General features: G+C 63.5%; 14 protein-coding genes. 5 read left to right on the top strand and 9 right to left on the bottom strand.

The features are described 5' to 3' along the window. Positions 1-24: 24 nt before the first annotated feature. Complete coding sequence (locus FV139_RS11040) at positions 25-549, bottom strand: hypothetical protein (RefSeq protein ID WP_148068475.1); 525 nt, start codon at positions 547-549, stop codon at positions 25-27. 208 nt (positions 550-757) lie between these two features. Then, positions 758-2,938: a TonB-dependent receptor gene (locus tag FV139_RS11035; RefSeq protein WP_213004084.1), complete on the bottom strand. Its 2,181-nt coding sequence runs from the start codon at positions 2,936-2,938 to the stop codon at positions 758-760. A 217-nt stretch (positions 2,939-3,155) separates the two neighbouring features. On the opposite strand from FV139_RS11035, the gene FV139_RS11030 reads away from it, so the two are divergent. Then, positions 3,156-3,770 carry a TetR/AcrR family transcriptional regulator gene (locus FV139_RS11030; RefSeq protein ID WP_148068474.1) on the top strand — a complete coding sequence of 205 codons (615 nt, stop codon included), beginning with the start codon at positions 3,156-3,158 and terminating at the stop codon, positions 3,768-3,770. Positions 3,771-3,791: 21 nt separating this feature from the next. Here the strand turns inward: FV139_RS11030 and FV139_RS11025 are convergent, their stop codons facing one another. The 3 genes from FV139_RS11025 to FV139_RS11015 form a co-directional block, all read right to left on the bottom strand. Beyond that, on the bottom strand, positions 3,792-4,556 hold the full coding sequence (locus tag FV139_RS11025) for a rhamnogalacturonan acetylesterase (RefSeq protein WP_213004083.1): 765 nt from the start codon (positions 4,554-4,556) through the stop codon (positions 3,792-3,794). Positions 4,557-4,682: 126 nt separating this feature from the next. After that, complete coding sequence (locus tag FV139_RS11020) at positions 4,683-5,459, bottom strand: TSUP family transporter (RefSeq protein ID WP_148068472.1); 777 nt, start codon at positions 5,457-5,459, stop codon at positions 4,683-4,685. Next, complete coding sequence (locus tag FV139_RS11015; RefSeq protein ID WP_148068471.1) at positions 5,456-6,349, bottom strand: heme-dependent oxidative N-demethylase family protein; 894 nt, start codon at positions 6,347-6,349, stop codon at positions 5,456-5,458. The genes FV139_RS11020 and FV139_RS11015 overlap by 4 nt, the downstream gene beginning before the upstream one ends. A gap of 134 nt (positions 6,350-6,483) precedes the next feature. On the opposite strand from FV139_RS11015, the gene FV139_RS11010 reads away from it, so the two are divergent. Then, positions 6,484-8,349, top strand: a complete 1,866-nt coding sequence (locus FV139_RS11010) for an AsmA family protein (RefSeq protein WP_148068470.1) — start codon at positions 6,484-6,486, stop codon at positions 8,347-8,349. Between the two features lie 77 nt (positions 8,350-8,426). On the opposite strand, the gene FV139_RS11005 is transcribed toward FV139_RS11010, so the two are convergent. After that, positions 8,427-9,254 carry a hypothetical protein gene (locus tag FV139_RS11005; RefSeq protein ID WP_148068469.1) on the bottom strand — a complete coding sequence of 276 codons (828 nt, stop codon included), beginning with the start codon at positions 9,252-9,254 and terminating at the stop codon, positions 8,427-8,429. Between the two features lie 108 nt (positions 9,255-9,362). On the opposite strand from FV139_RS11005, the gene FV139_RS11000 reads away from it, so the two are divergent. Next, a complete protein-coding gene (locus tag FV139_RS11000; RefSeq protein ID WP_187276485.1) occupies positions 9,363-10,025 on the top strand; it encodes a Fe2+-dependent dioxygenase in 663 nt (220 codons plus the stop codon). Between the two features lie 2 nt (positions 10,026-10,027). Then, on the top strand, positions 10,028-11,986 hold the full coding sequence (locus FV139_RS10995) for a serine/threonine protein kinase (protein ID WP_148068468.1): 1,959 nt from the start codon (positions 10,028-10,030) through the stop codon (positions 11,984-11,986). An 11-nt stretch (positions 11,987-11,997) separates the two neighbouring features. Here the strand turns inward: FV139_RS10995 and FV139_RS10990 are convergent, their stop codons facing one another. Both FV139_RS10990 and FV139_RS10985 read right to left on the bottom strand, forming a co-directional pair. Next, positions 11,998-12,285 (bottom strand): hypothetical protein, encoded by a 288-nt coding sequence (locus FV139_RS10990; RefSeq protein ID WP_148068467.1) that lies wholly within the window; start codon positions 12,283-12,285, stop codon positions 11,998-12,000. 118 nt (positions 12,286-12,403) lie between these two features. Continuing rightward, positions 12,404-13,270: a D-hexose-6-phosphate mutarotase gene (locus FV139_RS10985; RefSeq protein WP_148068466.1), complete on the bottom strand. Its 867-nt coding sequence runs from the start codon at positions 13,268-13,270 to the stop codon at positions 12,404-12,406. Between the two features lie 68 nt (positions 13,271-13,338). On the opposite strand from FV139_RS10985, the gene FV139_RS10980 reads away from it, so the two are divergent. Further along, positions 13,339-13,701 (top strand): hypothetical protein, encoded by a 363-nt coding sequence (locus FV139_RS10980; protein ID WP_148068465.1) that lies wholly within the window; start codon positions 13,339-13,341, stop codon positions 13,699-13,701. A gap of 32 nt (positions 13,702-13,733) precedes the next feature. On the opposite strand, the gene FV139_RS10975 is transcribed toward FV139_RS10980, so the two are convergent. Next, positions 13,734-15,440 carry an acetolactate synthase large subunit gene (locus tag FV139_RS10975; protein WP_148068464.1) on the bottom strand — a complete coding sequence of 569 codons (1,707 nt, stop codon included), beginning with the start codon at positions 15,438-15,440 and terminating at the stop codon, positions 13,734-13,736. Positions 15,441-15,477 lie beyond the last annotated feature (37 nt).

Below are 15,477 nucleotides of genomic sequence, written 5' to 3'. Positions count from 1 at the left end.
GCGGAGGTGTCTGCCAGAACCGGCTCAAACTGCCCCGGCAGTTGTTACCAGGGCGAGCCGGGTTGTCGGGCGCAGGGCAGCAAGCGCAAACGCCACCCCTGCAAGCAGGGTGCTGAGGTTGACCCACAGGGCAGCCCCACCCAACGCATCCAGACCATAACGAGCCACGTGCCCGGCCACCAACACCAGCATGACCGACGCGCCGGCCCACAACAGGTTGCGACGGGCGCGGAGGTCTTCGTCGACGATTCGTGCGTAAATGCAGGCCGCAACCAACGCCAGCCAGAACACTGCCGTGGCCGGCAGCGCCAGCCCCAGGATGAGGTTGGCCACTTTCACGAGCATGCCACCAAAGTGACCGAAATGGATTCGGTAGACGGAGAAGATGGCCTGCTTGCCGGCCTCGGCCGTCCAGGCCCACAGGGAGGCAGCAACCATGAGCCAGCCGGCGGCAACCACCTGGGGGCCTGACAGCGACAGCTTGCGCCAGGAGCTGTAAAGCCCGGCGACACCCGCGACACCGAGGGCCAGCCCTATCCATCCGAACACAGAGAGATCCCCATTAATCATCAACGACACACGAAGCGATGGTGCCACGCGCCAAGCACTTAATGATAATGAGTTTTATTTGCAATAACAACGAAAGCGGTTGCGACCAGCCTTGTTGGCCGCCCTGGCAGGCCGTCCGCTATGGCCCCGCTGAACCATGGGGAGCGAACCCGGGCTGTCGACGGGCTCACTCTCCAGAGATCTACGATCAGTATTCGTAAATCACATCAACACCGTAGGTACGCGGCTCACCAAACATGGCGGTGGGCACGCCCGCATTGAAATGGGCGATGTAGTAAGTCTTGTCCTCCAGGTTTTTCCCCCACAGGGCAACGCGCAGTTCGCCACTGGGTACCGGCAGGGCGGACAGTGTCAGCCTTGCATTCAGCAAACCGTAATCACCCACAATGTATTCGCCGGAATCGGCGGTGCTACTGGTGTACTTGTCGTCCTGCCAGGCGTAGTTGAGGTTGGCCCGCAGTTCGCCGAAGGGCAGCGGCGGCAGGGTGTAGTCAAGGTCTGCGGTGACAGAATGGCGCGGGCTCTGGGTAAAGCGGAACTGGTCACTGAGATCGGCGCCGGTGGCGTCTGTGATCTTGTCGTACTCGGCGTCGAGATAGCCGTAGCGCAGGTTGACGCTCAGGCTCCCGGTTAGCAACGCGGTGGCATCCAGTTCAAACCCGCTAATGGTCGCCTCACCCGCGTTCAGCACGTCAGTCACGCTGATATCCTCGGGATCGGACTGCACGTTGATCTGGATATCGTCGTAATCCGCCTGGAATGCCGCCATGTTCAGGCGCAGTCGGCTCTCCCACAACTCCATCTTGGCGCCCAGTTCCCAGGACACCAGGGTCTCTTCACCGAAACCGCGTTCAAAGGCCTCAATGCTACTGGAGCGGGTATTGAATCCGCCGGTTTTATAGCCCTCCACCATCTTGGCATACACGTTCACGTTATCGCTGAGGTCGTACGCGAGCACCAGCGACGGGCTGGTATTGGTGAAGGTGTTGTCACCGGCCCCCTCTCCGCGCGGGATAACCAGATCGACGCCGATGGGCTGGATCGCCTCCGACTTGCTGGCCTCACGCTGATCCTCTGACCAGCGCAGGCCCAGGGTCAGGTGCAGGCGTTGGTCCAGCACATTCGGGGTCCAGGTAGCCTGGCCAAACGCGGCCACTGCCTCGTTGCCAATCTCCCCCACATTGAGGCTGTGGATCCCACTCACCGGCACCAGGGTGTCGCTGTCGTAGCTGCCCTCTTCGTCAAAGTAATAGAGGCCAACAATGTACTGCAGCCCGCCGTCGCCGGTTTCACCGAGCAACTGCAGCTCCTGGCTCCACTGCTCCTGTTCGATATTGGAACTGGTACGAAAGATCGGGAACGGGCCAAACACACCGGTGTGGTAATCCATGTTCTGGAAGTTATCCAGCGAGCGCCAGGCAGTGATCGACTTCAGCGTGGCATGGGCACCCACGTCCCAGGTCGCTATCAAACTGTGGCCTTCTGCAGTCACGTCGTTCGCCTCGAGGTTCTGCAGGGCGGGATTGCCTTGCGCTGGGCGCGCCGCGGTTTCGGGGTAGAGAGGCACCGCCGCAGTATAGACGGGCGTATCGCCGATATTGGAGCGATCAAAAGCGTAGCGCAGCTCCAGGTGATCGGCCGCCTGCCACAGCACATCAGCCCGCAGGGCATCGCGATCGCGGTCGCCGAAGCGGTCCTCGCCAGTACCGGCGTTGTCGATAAAACCCTCCTGCTGCGAGGTCACGTAACCGAAGCGTGCCGCCACCGTGTCACCCAGCGGGACATTGACGGTGGTTTTGCTGCGGAACAGATCGCGCCGGCCAAGGGTGAACTGCTGGCGGAAGCCCCAGTCCCCCACCCAGGGGGTCTCGGTGATGTAGTTGATGGCGCCGCCGGTGGCGTTCCTGCCATACAGCGTACCCTGCGGTCCGCGCAGCACCTCGATACGGGCGATATCGGCGGCCTCCATCGCCAACCCCTGGGTGCGAGCCAGGTAGACCCCGTCCATATAGACGGCAACGCTCGGGTCCTGGGTAATCTGGTCGTCACTGTTGCCGATGCCGCGGACGTAGATGCGGGCAGTGGCGGCGCTGTTGGGGTGGGGTGTCAGCTGCAGGTTTGGCACCACGCTGCGCAGGTCGGTGAGATCCTCGATTCCACGGGTCTCCAGCTCATCGCTGCCGAGGGCGGCGAGTGATATGGGCGTATCCTGCAGCGACTCTTCGCGCTTCTGGGCGGTGACGACGATCTCTTCCAGCATCGGCTGAGCGAGCACAGCCACCGGGGCGCTCAGGGGCCCCGCCAGCAGGCAGGCACAGGCGATGGGTTTCAGCGACGCGACAGGGGGCAGCTTGCGGGCTGTGTTCATGTGATGACCTCTCTAAATGGAGTTTGGGCGGGCGGCTTGGCCTTGGGTGCCGCGGGTGAACCCGGATTCTGGGGCCTGCATTTTTATCTACCTTCGCGCAGGTAGATAAAAACTACCTGCAGGCAGGTAGATTAACAAGCCAGCAAACGTTACAGTTTTGTCCAACTAGCGGGACGCAATCGTGTCGCGCGCGACGAATGTGACAGGAACAGCGATCATGCAGGCCAAAACCAGCCGCCGGGGAGAGCAGACACGGGAGCGAATCCTCGATGCCGCCGAACAGGTATTCGCGGAAAAGGATTACTCCGCTGCCCGGCTGGAAGATGTGGCCCAGGCGGTGGGGATCAAGCGCGCGTCCATCGTCTACTACTATGCCGGCAAACAGGAACTGTACGACGCGGTAGAGGAGCGCATATTTACGGCGATGTCGAGCCATACCCAGGGCACCCAGCGGCCGGGGGAGAACGCCATAAACCAGCTACTGGACCTGCTCGATGGCTGGCTGGACTTTCTGGTGGCGCGGCCAACGGCTGCCCGTATCCTGCTGCGCACCAGCTCCAACAGTTACAGCGACAGCCGCGCGCCCATCCGCAACTCGGCGGGAGCGCTCACCGCATGGGAAGAAATCATCCGCCGGGGGCAGGCCAGCGGGGAGTTTGCCGAGGCCAGTCCGATGCACCTGCTGCACCTGCTGGGCGCGGGCTTTATCTATTACACCGCAACCGCACAATTGCTGGGTGATGAGCGTAACTACGATCCGGCCAACCCGGTGGAGCTGGAGGCCTTCCGGACCTTGATGCACCGCAGCGCGAAAGCCCTACTCACGCCCTGAACCCGCGGTAGCAACGCAGGATCAGTTGGCGCCGCCGCGCAGGTGGGCCGCCAGTTCGGGCAGGGCCTGGCGAATTTCCTGCACGGCGATCCCGGCCATGATACGCGCCCCCTCGGGAGAGAAGTGGGTATTGTCGTCCAGGCCATCCGGGTAATTGGGGAATACCCCCGGAGCCAGGATGAGAAACAGGGACCTCGACGCCTCGGAGCCTCGCTCCAGCAACAGCGCGCCACTGTCACGGTGCATGTCCAGCAGGGGCACCGTCGCCTCGGACGCCAGGGTTCGCACCAACCCGGGATAGGGCCCATGGGTATCGAAAAAGCTGCCGCGCTCGTCGTAGCGCCGGCGCATCACCGGCGTCATCAGTACCGGATTTCCCCCGGCGTCCCGCACCTCCCGCACAAAGCGGACCAGGTTCGCGCGGTAGTCCGCTGGCGGTGTATAGCGATCGGTCTTGTGTTCGCTGCCGTCGTTGTGACCGAACTGGATGAACACGTAGTCACCGGGTGACAGCGCCTCGACGATGGCCTGCCAGCGCCCCTCCTCAATGAACGTGCGGGTGCTGCGGCCGTTGCGGGCGTGGTTTTCCACTCGCACGGCGCCCTCATCGAACCAAGCCTGCAAGGCCTCGCCCCACCCGGTTTCCGGCCGTTTCTCCGCCACTTTAGGCGCCATGGTGGAATCCCCCGCGAGATAGAGGGTAAGCGCCTCGGCCCGCAGGTCCGGTGCCAGGCTCTGCAGCAGCCCCGCGCACAACAGGGCACCCAGTAAGCGAATTGATCTCACAGTCTCTCCTTTTATTATCCCGTCGTTGCACGAACCCGACATTGCCACCGGTGGCAGCATAAAAGCCAATGCGGAGAGATGCAAGTCGCCCGGCCTGTCCGCCGGGCCCGGGATGCCCAACGCCGCTCAGGCCCCGCCGAACACCATCCGCAGCAAGCCGGCCAGGCTGACTACCAGCAGGCCGCCGCCAAGCACCCGAAAGAACACCCCGGTATCGGCGCGCAGCGTATAGCTGTGGAAGCGCAGCCCCAACAGGTGGCCAAAGCCGGCGAAGGGCAGCAGGGCCAGGGTCGCACGCCACTGCAGGTCGACCCCGGTCCAGGCAAAGGCCGCCAGTTTGATAGCCACCAGCACAAACCAGAGGACAAACAGGGTGTCTCGCAGTTCGTGCTTGCGCACCCTGCTGGCGGCCACGGGCACCACCAGCGGCGCGGCGACCAGCGAGGTTCCACTGACATAGCCGCCCAGCACCATGAACAGGGTGTCCACAGTGCGACTGTGGCTCTTGAAGGGCTTCTCGAGCAGGTAACTCACGGCGTACACCGACACCACGACGAAGATGAAACCGCTGACCACGTTGGTCGGCAAGGTCAGCACCCCGGCCACACCAATCAGCTTGGGCACAATCATCAGTGCCAGGGCGTAGCGCAAAAATGGCCAGTTGACCGTGCTTTCCGCCCGCCCGTCCCGGGCCCGAACATGCGCGGTGGCAATGGTGAGAAATGAAAAGAACAAAAGGTGCATCGCGATGATCGGCAGAAACACCAGGGGCGCGTTGTACACCATCAACAGGAAAGGCAGGGTCAGCACCGCGCCGCCAAACCCGAGGCCCGAGCGGACAAAACCACTCCAGACGAAGAGCAGCGCCACCGCCGCGTACTGCCAGAATTCGAGATCGCTCACTGCGCTGCTCCCCGGGCCAATGCCCGGTAGGGTTGCAGCGCCCCTTCCAGGCGGTCGAAGCCCTTGTACTGCTGCAACACCAGCGGATTGCTCTCGATTGCCTGGAACAGTTTTGGCAGCGCGGGGCCCATCGCCTGCAACTGGAGCAGCGGATGCAGGTACACCCGGATGGTGAAGATCACGGCACCGGTATCGGGTAACCGGCGCAGGGACTGCCGCTCCACCCGGTAGTAGAGTTCAGCGTCCGCCGCTTGCGCCGCGTCGTCGTTGCGCTGGTTGAGACGCCCTCCCCGTTGCAGGCTCCAGTTGAAGCGCACGACCGGATGCTCGACCCGCAGGTGGCGAAAGAATCGCTCCACCCGAGGCAACAGGGTGGCGTTGAAGCCTGGAATCACCGCGTGAATATCGCCCAGTGTGCCTCCGATCTTGTCTTCCAGGCGCCAGTGGCTGGCGGCGCAGAGGCTGGCCGCCGTCAGGCAATGGGTATCCCCCCTGGGTTCCATGATCACCAGGTCATCCGCTACCCACAGGGAGGCTGTCCACAGGGGCTCGGCACTGGTCACCGGCGCCCTGAAACCACCGGGCAGGCAATACAGCCGCGCCCCCTCACGACGGTAGCAGTCCCCGTGCTCCCGCAGCAGATAGGGCAACAGACACTCCGCCAGCTCCCGTTGCGCAGGCAGTGATTCGGGCAGTGCATTGTAGACCCTGTCGCCGTAACGCCGGCGCTGGGCCAGCTTGTTGAGGTGATAGCGTCCCGCTTCACCATCGGGCTCGATCCAGCCATTACTACCCAGGGGTGACAGGCCCATCAGCAGGATATCGGTGTGATCGAGGTGTGGCAGGTGACGCGGCCGGCGATGATCAAATTTCATGGGAGGAAACAACACGGAACAGGCTCCACACCTTACCGGAAAGTCACCAGCGGGCAAATACGGACCCGCTTCACAGTCGCGCGAGTGCAACCCAATGGCATTCCAGCTGTCTGCTAACCTATAGGCACTTTTTATGACGGGGAGACTTTATGCGCCGGGTTCTACTTTTCCTCCTGCTCGCACCACTGCTGCTGGTGCTGGCGGCAGCACTGCTGATTCCACTGTTGGTCGACGAGGAGCAGTTGCTCGATCTCGCAGCTGAGGCACTGGAGAAAAAGACCGGGGCCACCTTGCAGGTCAATGGCGAGGCGAAACTGCAACTGCTGCCCCGTATCGCCCTCGCCATGGAGCAGGTTGAACTCACCTTGCCCGGGGAGGCCCAACCGGACCTCAGCGCCGGCAAGCTGGAACTCGGGGTGCAATTACTCCCCCTGTTCTCGGGCGAAGTACAGATACAACGACTGGCCCTAGAGAGGCTGCTGGTCACCCTGCCGGCGGCACCGGAACAGGAGGCCATCGACACCAGCCAGCTCAGTGACGCCCAGCTCGACGCCTGGTACGCCGCCCGCCGCGACATTCTGAGCGAAGCGGGCAAGGGCGCGGGACTGGCCCTGGCAGCCCCTATGGCGCTGGAGGTGGCCGAACTCAGCCTGCGCGACTCGCGGGTGGTGCAGATGCGCGCCAAGGGCGAACCGCCACAGATCATCGAAATCAACTCGCTGCAGGCCCGGGACCTCAATCTGGCGGGCCACCCGGCACCGCTGTCGCTGTCGGTGGCGGTGCCATCGCTGCAGGAGGGTGAGCCACCCGTGACCCTGGCACTGGAAACCACCTTCACCGTGGATGAGGGAACCCAGCGGGTCGGCCTCGAGGCGCTGGACGCGGAAGTCCAGGGGGCCACTGCGGAGCCGGTCAAATTCTCGGCTTCCGGCAACCTCGACCTCAACCGGGTGGTAGCCGACCTGACCCTGGAGCTTGCCAGCGGCGACACCCGTGGCACGGGAAAACTGCGCTTTGCCAGCTTCGAAAGCCCACAGATCGACGCCGACCTGCACCTGACCACCTTCACCCCGGCCCTGTTGGCCCTGGCGGGTACCGACGCCGCAGGTGATGTCGCAGGGGATGAATCCAGCGCCGGCGCTGACAGCGGTGACGCGCCGCTACCCCTGGCTGCCCTGCGCAATATCGACACCCGCGCCAAACTGGTCATCGACAGTGCGCGCTTTGACGGCCACGAGATCACCGACCTGCGCACCCAACTGCGGGTGGTGGATGGTGTCGCCCGGATCAACCGACTTAGTGGGCAGGTGCACGGCGGTACGCTCAATGCCACCGCCACCCTCAATGCGGCCTACAACGAAGCCCGGCTCACGACCCGCGGCAGCCTCGAAAAAGTGGACCTGCCGCAATTGCTCGCGGCGCTGGAAGCCGAACCACGGCTCACCGGCCAGGCTTCACTCACCTGGGACCTGAACAGCAAGGGTCGCAGCAGCAACGCCTTGCGCGACGCGCTCACCGGTCCAGTGAAGATTCACACTGAGGATCTCGTCCTCGAGGGGATGGGTATCGAACGCATGCTGTGCGAGACCGTGGCCCTGGCAAATCGCGAGTCACTGGCGGCCGAGCTACCCGAAGACAGCGCGTTCGAAGCCTTTACGGTGGACGTACAACTGGGTGACGGCAAGGCGCGACTGGCCCCGCTCCACGCGGAGCTGGCCAACCTCCAACTCAATGGCAAGGGATCAGCGCAGCTCGACAGCCTCGACTTCAGGGCCGACTTCAACGCCCGGCTGGAGCCGGGGCTGGCCGAGCTGGACCCGGCCTGTCGTGTCAACGAGCGCTTCACTGCCATCGACTGGCCCGTGGAATGCAAAGGCAACCTCAACGGCGACCCTGGCGAGTGGTGCGGCGTAGACAGCGGTGAAATCGTGGAGGAACTCACCAGGAACGAGGTACAGCGCAAGGTCGAAAAAGAAGCCGGGCGCCTGTTCGACAAGCTGCTGAAAAAAGACTAGTTGATCAGGCGGGGCCCTGCCCTTAAAAGCGCGCCCTTGCAAGAGCTCGCCCGCCGCGAACGGCGGGCGGCCGGCGCTCAACTCAGGCTGAGCGCAGCGATCTCGATACGGGCCGCTGCCCCGTAGAGCAGGGAAGCATCCGCCTCAACGGTTTCCGGCGGCATGACCGAAGGCCAGGCGTTGGCATCGAACAGGCCCTGGATGATGCCGTTCACCTTCGCCAGGGTCTCCCCCAGTTCGGCGTTGTCACCGGCATCCATGTTGGCCACCAACGAACGCGCGGTCTGGGTAAAACCGAATGCATCCTGGTACTCGTGACCGTTGACGACCACGCCGTCGACCACACCCAGCCCGTACTCCTCGCCCGCCGTGCGGATAAGCTTGACCGCGACCTGCAGCCGGGCGACAGGGGACAGGGTTCCCACCCTGGCTTCCGCCGCGCTGATACCCTGCAGCACCGCATTGTAAGCGGATTCCACCGCCTCCGGTTCACTGCCATCCGCTTCCACCGCAGTCGCCAGCGCCGTCAGCTGCTCGGCAAAACCAGCGCTGCCACGGGCCTCGAAGGCCGGTACCAGGTCGGCGTAGAGTTCGCTCTTGGGGTGTTTCATGTGCATCCGCGCATGCTCGATGTGGCCTTCACGGTAGAGCTCCAGCCCCACCAGCAGGTGGCCGCGCATCAGCCCCAACTGGGAGAGGTAGGCAACGTCGTTGGTGGCCGGGTCCACGTTCTGCGCCAGGCCTTCACCTTCGCCTTCGCTGCCTTCACCTTCGCTGCCGCTGGCGATGCTCTGGCCGGTCTCCACCGCAGCCGCAAGCTCAGCGTCGGCGGCAACGCCCAGGGCGGAACCTCCAACCAGTGCCGCCAGGCTTAGGCTGGACCACAATTTGGTGCGTTTATGCATGCTCTCGGTTTCCTTGTGTCATCATGATGCCGGCCAGTTATAGCAAAGCGGGGGCTTTTTGAAAATGATTCTTATTAAGGAATCCACTGCAAGGAGGCTGTCACACCCGTGCTGACCTGCATCGAAAGCGTCATCGACGCCCCCACCCTGGAAGCCGTCCGCGAGCAGGTGATCGAGAGCGCCAGCTTCTCTCCCGGACATCATACCGCTGCGGGGCGCGCCCGGGAGGTAAAACACAACCTGCAGGGCATCGCTACCGACAGCACCATCAAGGGTGTCACGCGACTGCTGGAAAAAGCCCTGCTGGCCCACCCGGTCTTTCGCGCCGCGGCCCGCCCCCGCAAGCTGGCTCGCATGCTGATCAGCCGCTACGAGGAGGGCATGGGCTATGGCTCGCACATCGACGCCCCGGCCATCGACGGGGTGCGCACCGACGTCTCCTTCACCCTGTTCCTGTCGGCGCCCGACGAGTATGAGGGCGGCGAGCTGGTGATTGAATCCGGCGCCGGCGAGGATGCCATCAAGCTGCCGGCGGGTGCGCTGGTGTGCTACCCCTCGAGTTTCCTGCACCGGGTGGATCCGGTTCGCCAGGGCACCCGGCTGGTGGCCGTGGGCTGGCTGCAGAGCGAGGTTCGCTCCGTGGAGCAGCGCAGCCTGCTGTTCGCCATGGACACCGCCCTGGCCCGGCTGCGGGAGGCTCCCGACGACCGCCGGGCCCTGGACGAACTGGCCAATGTCCGCGCCAACCTGCAACGTATGTGGATGGAATAGGAATGACCGCTCAAGAGATGGGGCGCGCGCTGCCACCCGGTTACAAACTCCACTGGTATGTCATTCAGTCAGTGCTCGGGCAGGGCGGCTTCGGCATCACCTACCTGGCGCACGACACCAACCTCGACAAAGCCGTGGCCATCAAGGAGTACCTGCCACAGCAGTTCGCGCGGCGTTTGCAGGACAGCCGGGTGGAAGCGCTCTCCGAGGACACCCGGGGCCAGTACCAGTGGGGCCTGGACCGGTTCATCAGCGAGGCGCGGACCCTGTCCCGCTTTGAGCACCCCAATATCGTCCGGGTCCACGCGGTGTTCGAGGAGAACGGCACCGGCTACATGGTCATGTCCTACGAACAGGGCGAAGGGCTGCAAGACATCCTGAAACGGCAGGGCAAGCTGGATGAGGCCACCCTGCTGGGCATTCTCAGGCCCCTGCTGGAAGGCCTCGAACTGGTCCACCGACAGAACTTCATTCATCGCGACATCAAGCCCGACAATATCTATATTCGCGGTGACGGCAGCCCCGTGCTGCTCGACTTCGGCTCCGCCAGGCAGTCCATCGAAGACCAGCCCCAGGCCATGACGGTGATGGTGACGCCGGGCTACGCCCCCTTCGAGCAATACTCATCCGACAGTAACGACCAAGGGCCCTGGACCGACATTTACGGCCTGGGCGCCACCTCCTACAAAGCCATCACCGGCCGTCTGCTGACCAATGCTGTCGAGCGCAGCAAAACCGAAATGGGCGGTGGCCCGGGGCCGGTCGCCGGTGAATTACTGAAATCCACCGAAGACGGTTATTCCGAAGCCCTGCTGCGGGCGGTCAATCACGCCATTGCCTTCGACCCGAAGAAGCGCCCGCAAACGGTACGGGAATGGCTGGCGGAACTGCCCACCCCCTCGCAACTTGCCGACACCGTGGTCGATGTGCCGCCGGCGCCGCCGATCAAACCACGGGCCCAACAGGCCGGATCGCGCCGGGGCATTTACCTGGCTGTGGCGGCCGTGTTGCTGGTGGCCGCAGGTGCCGGCGCCTACTTTCTACAACAGGGCGCGGCCAGGCCCGCCGCGGCTGAACCGGTGCCAACACAGGCAGCGCTACCAGCAGACACGCCACCTGCCGAACCGGCAACGCCCCCGCAGCAGTCCGGTGACCAGACAGCTGCAGCCCCCATTGAGGAGGAGTCCAGGGCGGCGCCCGTCGCGATGGTATCTCCACCCGCAGCGGAGGCACCAGCGGACGATCCGCAAGCCGAGGCGGAGCGCCGTGAGCAGGAGCGGCTCGAAGCGGCGCGCCTGGAACAGGAGCGCGAGGCCGCGCAGCGACAGGAGGAGGAACGCCAGGAACGCGAACGCCTGGCCCGGCAACAACTGGAAAACGAACGCAGGGCCCTGGAGGCGGAAAAAGCCGCCCTCGCCCTGGAACGGGAAAAGGCCCTGGCCGAGCAGCAACGCCAGGCCGCCATCAACAGCAGGATACAGGCGTCAGAGAAAGACTTCGTTGCCCGTCGTGCCGCGGCCCCAGACACCTTTGAATACGACTCCAACGACAACCCCCAGCCCCTGGAAACCTTTCCCGCCAACACCGTCACGCTGCAGGCCTTCGCCAATGCCAGCCGCTGGCAGGGCACGGGGCTGGCGATAGAGCGGGGGCGCAGCTACCGCATCAAGGCCGGTGGGAGCTGGAAAATGGGTACGCTGTGTAATCCCACCGACGCCACCGGCAAGGGCATGTACGCCCTGTTGTGCCAGAACCTTGGGGGCCAGACGGTGGCCGGTTACGATCACGGCGCGCTGATCGGCAAGATCGGCCGCGGTTCGCTGGCGTTCTACATCGGGCCGGAATTCACCTTCACGGCAGGGGATGAGGGCGAGTTATTCCTGATGGGTAACGACGCTGCCCCCTACATCGTGGACAACTCCGGCAGCCTGTCTGTGACCATCACCAGCACTGGCCAGTAAGCGGGCCGCGCTCAGTGAGCGCTGAAAGCCTGAACACAGTAGCCCTTGGCCAGGGCCTCCTGGACTTTCGGGTCCTGCGCCAGGCCACCCTGGCCCTCGCTCAATGTCCGGTTGTCGACGTGTTTACGCTTTTCAATTTTCACGTCGCGAAAACCTTCGCGCATGACAAACACCTTGGCCAACTGCTCGGCGCCAAACAGGTCGGCAAAATCGATATAGACAATAAAGGGAACCTCCTCACCCTCCCGGAAATCGGCGTTGCTGGTTTTGGAGACGGCATTGAGTGAGAACAGATACATGAAGCTTTCCTTCGAGCCTGGGAGCAGGCCAACTGATTGACGATCGCCGGCTCCGGGCCGGCAAAGGCACCTATTGTCCCTGAATTCGCCCCGCCTGGCATACCCAGGCGGCAAACGTTCAGGCGCCCTCTTCCAGCGATATTCGTGTCGCCAACCGGTGGCATTCCCCGGGAGCGAGGCGAACGGGGTCGAGCACGGTATTGGCCGCCTCGATGCAGAGAAAGTCCTTCTGCTGCTCCATTCCCACATCCACCAGGTCCGCCGCCCCGGCACCGGGATTCCAGACCACTGTGGATCCACTGCCGGCTTTGCCGATCTGCAGGCGGCGCCCCCAATCGGGGTCTATCGCCTCGACAGCGGTGTTGTGGTCATAAATGCGGTCCAGGGCACCCGACAGGCGTAACTCACCCGCCTGACTGGCACGGGCCCCCGCCCTCAGCTTGTCGAGGTACTCGCACCCTTCCAGACCCTGCACACGCACAAGGTTAACATCGGAAACCACAAGGTAGGTGTGCAGGGCCTGGCTTATCTCCAGGGACTCCCCCCCGCTATTGCGGGTCTCGAGACTGATCTCCAGTGCCCCTCTATCCGCCGTGATCCAGACCACCGGATCGAGACCCGGCCACAGGTCAACCGCCGGAACTGCGCGCAGCGAGCACCCGTCCGCGCGCTCACCGGTTACAGTCAACTGCCAGCGCCCCGTCCGGGCCACGCCGTGAGCGGGACCGGAGGGAGCGTCACCGAACCAGGGCCAGCACAGCGGGATACCCCCACGAATCGCCGCCGGGGCGGGTTTCAGGTTGTCGCTGAGCCACAGCAGCGGACACTGGCCCGCAGGCCGGAAATGCAGAACCTGCGCCCCCTGCTCCGCAACGACCAGTTCGCCCCAGGCCGCCTTCAGCAACAGCAGTTTGAAACCCTGCTGTTCCCGCTCGTGGATGCCGTCCGGCAATGCCTCGAGCATCGCCAATACCGCCTGCCTCATAGTTTCCCCCGTACCCTGCTAGCATATACCCCAGGTCCAGCCCTGACCCCAACCAGAAGGATCCCCTGATGTTTTTCAAAGCGCCCGACGACTCGACTGCCCAGGTAACGTTCCTGACGGCTCTGAGACACCTGGTCTTCTTCCAGGTCAAACTCGGCGCCGACGCCATCAGGGACCTGGTTTTCAGTCCGGTCAGTATTGTGGTCTTTCTGCTGGATGTCATTCGCAAACCTGCCATTGAAGACAGTCTGTACATCAAACTGATGTGGCTCGGACGCAAATCCGATCGTCACATCAATCTGTTTGACGAATACAAGGAGAAGGGGCACTACACCGTGGACGAGGCGATCGAGTCACTGGGGCGCCGGGCATTCGGTGAACTGGGAGACAACGCAACCCGCTCCGGAACCGACCGGGAGCGGGCTGAGTAAACCACCGGCAGGGCATTGCCGGCCGAGGAAGCTCAGATTGCCGCGCTGAGCTTGCGGATCGTGCGATTGAGAATCTCGTCGTTCTCGGAGTAATCCACCGGGCAATCCACCAGGTGCACGCCTTCGGTATTCAGGCAGCGCTCCAGCACCTCACCCAGTTCCGCAGTGCTTTCCACCCGGTGCCCTTGGGCCCCGTAGGACTCGGCGTACTTCACGAAGTCCGGGTTGCCGTATTCCAGGCCCCAGTCGTGGAAGCCCATGTTGGCCTGTTTCCAGCGGATCATGCCGTAGGAGGAGTCGTTGAGGATCAGGCACACCACGTTCATCCCCAGGCGCACCGCGGTCTCCAGTTCCTGGCTGTTCATCATGAAGCCGCCGTCACCGCAGATGGCCATTACCTTGCGCTTGGGGTGGACCAGGTGGGCCGCCATTGCCGAGGGCAGGCCGGCGCCCATGGTCGCCAGGGCGTTGTCCAGCAGCACCGTGTTGGAGCCATAGGCCCGGTAGTTGCGGGCGAACCAGATTTTGTAGACCCCGTTGTCCAGGCAGATGATGCCGTCGTCGGGCATGGCCTTGCGCACCTCCGCCACCAGGCGCTGGGGATAGACCGGGAAACGGCCGTCGTCCGAGCCCTCGGAGATGTTGGCATCGTGGTGCTCCTTCACCGTCATCATCCGCGAGAAGTCCCAGGCGGGTAGTTCGCGCTCGGCCAGGCCGTTGTTCATCTGCCAGATGGCGTTGGCGATGTCGCCAATGACCTCCAACTGCGGGAAGTACACCGGGTCCACTTCCGCCGAACGGAAGGACACATGAATCACCTGGGTGCCGGTGGACACCTCCACCGGATTGGTCTCGTGGTGATCGGACCCCTCCGCCATATGGCCGTGCTGCATGAAGAAGGGCGGCTTCTCGATCACATCGTGGCCCACGTTGATGATCAGGTCCGCCGCCTCAATGGCGCGATGGACAAAGTCTCCAGCAGACAGGGCGGCACAGCCCAGGTAGAGGGGGTGGCGCTCGTCGATCACCCCCTTGCCGAGCTGGGTGGTCACAAAGGGAATACCGTAGCTGTCCACCATCTGGGTGAGCATCTTGCTGGTGAGCTTGCGGTTGGCCCCGGCGCCGATCACCAGCAGGGGCGAGCGAGCGGCGACGATGCGGTCCACTGCAAAGCGGATGGCCTTCTCCTCCGCCACTGGCCGGCGCACAGTGGAGGCCGCGATGGGGTACTGTTCTGTATCCTCATCGGCAATGTCTTCCGGCAATTCCAGGTGCACTGCGCCGGGTTTTTCCTCTTCCGCGAGGCGCAGGGCCTCGCGCACCCGGCTGGGGATGTTGTCCGCCGACACCAGCTGGTGGGCGTACTTGGTGATGGGTTTCATCATCTCCACCACGTCGAGGATCTGGAAACGCCCCTGCTTGGATTTTTTCACCGGTTTCTGGCCGGTAATCATCATCATGGGCATGCCGCCCAGCTGGGCGTAGGCCGCGGCGGTGGTGAAATTGGTGGCCCCGGGCCCCAGGGTCGAGAGGCACACGCCGGTCTTGCCGGTAAAGCGGCCATAGGTTGCCGCCATGAAGCCCGCCGCCTGTTCGTGACGGGTCAGAATGAGCTGGATCTTCTCGGAGCGCGAGAGGGAGTCCAGAAAATCCAGGTTCTCCTCACCCGGTATGCCAAATACGTAGCGAACGCCTTCCTGCTCTAATGCCTGTACAAACAGGTCTGATGCTTTTGTCACTGCACTCTCCCCAAATCCATGGTTGGTTAAAAGATGC

This window comes from Parahaliea maris (assembly GCF_008064665.1).
GTDB lineage: Bacteria > Pseudomonadota > Gammaproteobacteria > Pseudomonadales > Halieaceae > Parahaliea > Parahaliea maris.
The sequence above is the reverse complement of the archived record's forward strand: the minus strand, read 5'-3'. Positions and strand labels throughout refer to the sequence as shown.

What these genes read in the sequence shown, in the direction of transcription:
- FV139_RS11035 (WP_213004084.1), bottom strand. Translation starts at nt 2,938, where the DNA reads ATGAACACAGCCCGCAAGCTGCCCCCTGTCGCGTCGCTGAAACCCATC.
- FV139_RS11030 (WP_148068474.1), top strand. Translation starts at nt 3,156, where the DNA reads ATGCAGGCCAAAACCAGCCGCCGGGGAGAGCAGACACGGGAGCGAATC.
- FV139_RS11010 (WP_148068470.1), top strand. Translation starts at nt 6,484, where the DNA reads ATGCGCCGGGTTCTACTTTTCCTCCTGCTCGCACCACTGCTGCTGGTG.
- FV139_RS11005 (WP_148068469.1), bottom strand. Translation starts at nt 9,254, where the DNA reads ATGCATAAACGCACCAAATTGTGGTCCAGCCTAAGCCTGGCGGCACTG.
- FV139_RS10995 (WP_148068468.1), top strand. Translation starts at nt 10,028, where the DNA reads ATGACCGCTCAAGAGATGGGGCGCGCGCTGCCACCCGGTTACAAACTC.
- FV139_RS10990 (WP_148068467.1), bottom strand. Translation starts at nt 12,285, where the DNA reads ATGTATCTGTTCTCACTCAATGCCGTCTCCAAAACCAGCAACGCCGAT.
- FV139_RS10985 (WP_148068466.1), bottom strand. Translation starts at nt 13,270, where the DNA reads ATGAGGCAGGCGGTATTGGCGATGCTCGAGGCATTGCCGGACGGCATC.
- FV139_RS10980 (WP_148068465.1), top strand. Translation starts at nt 13,339, where the DNA reads ATGTTTTTCAAAGCGCCCGACGACTCGACTGCCCAGGTAACGTTCCTG.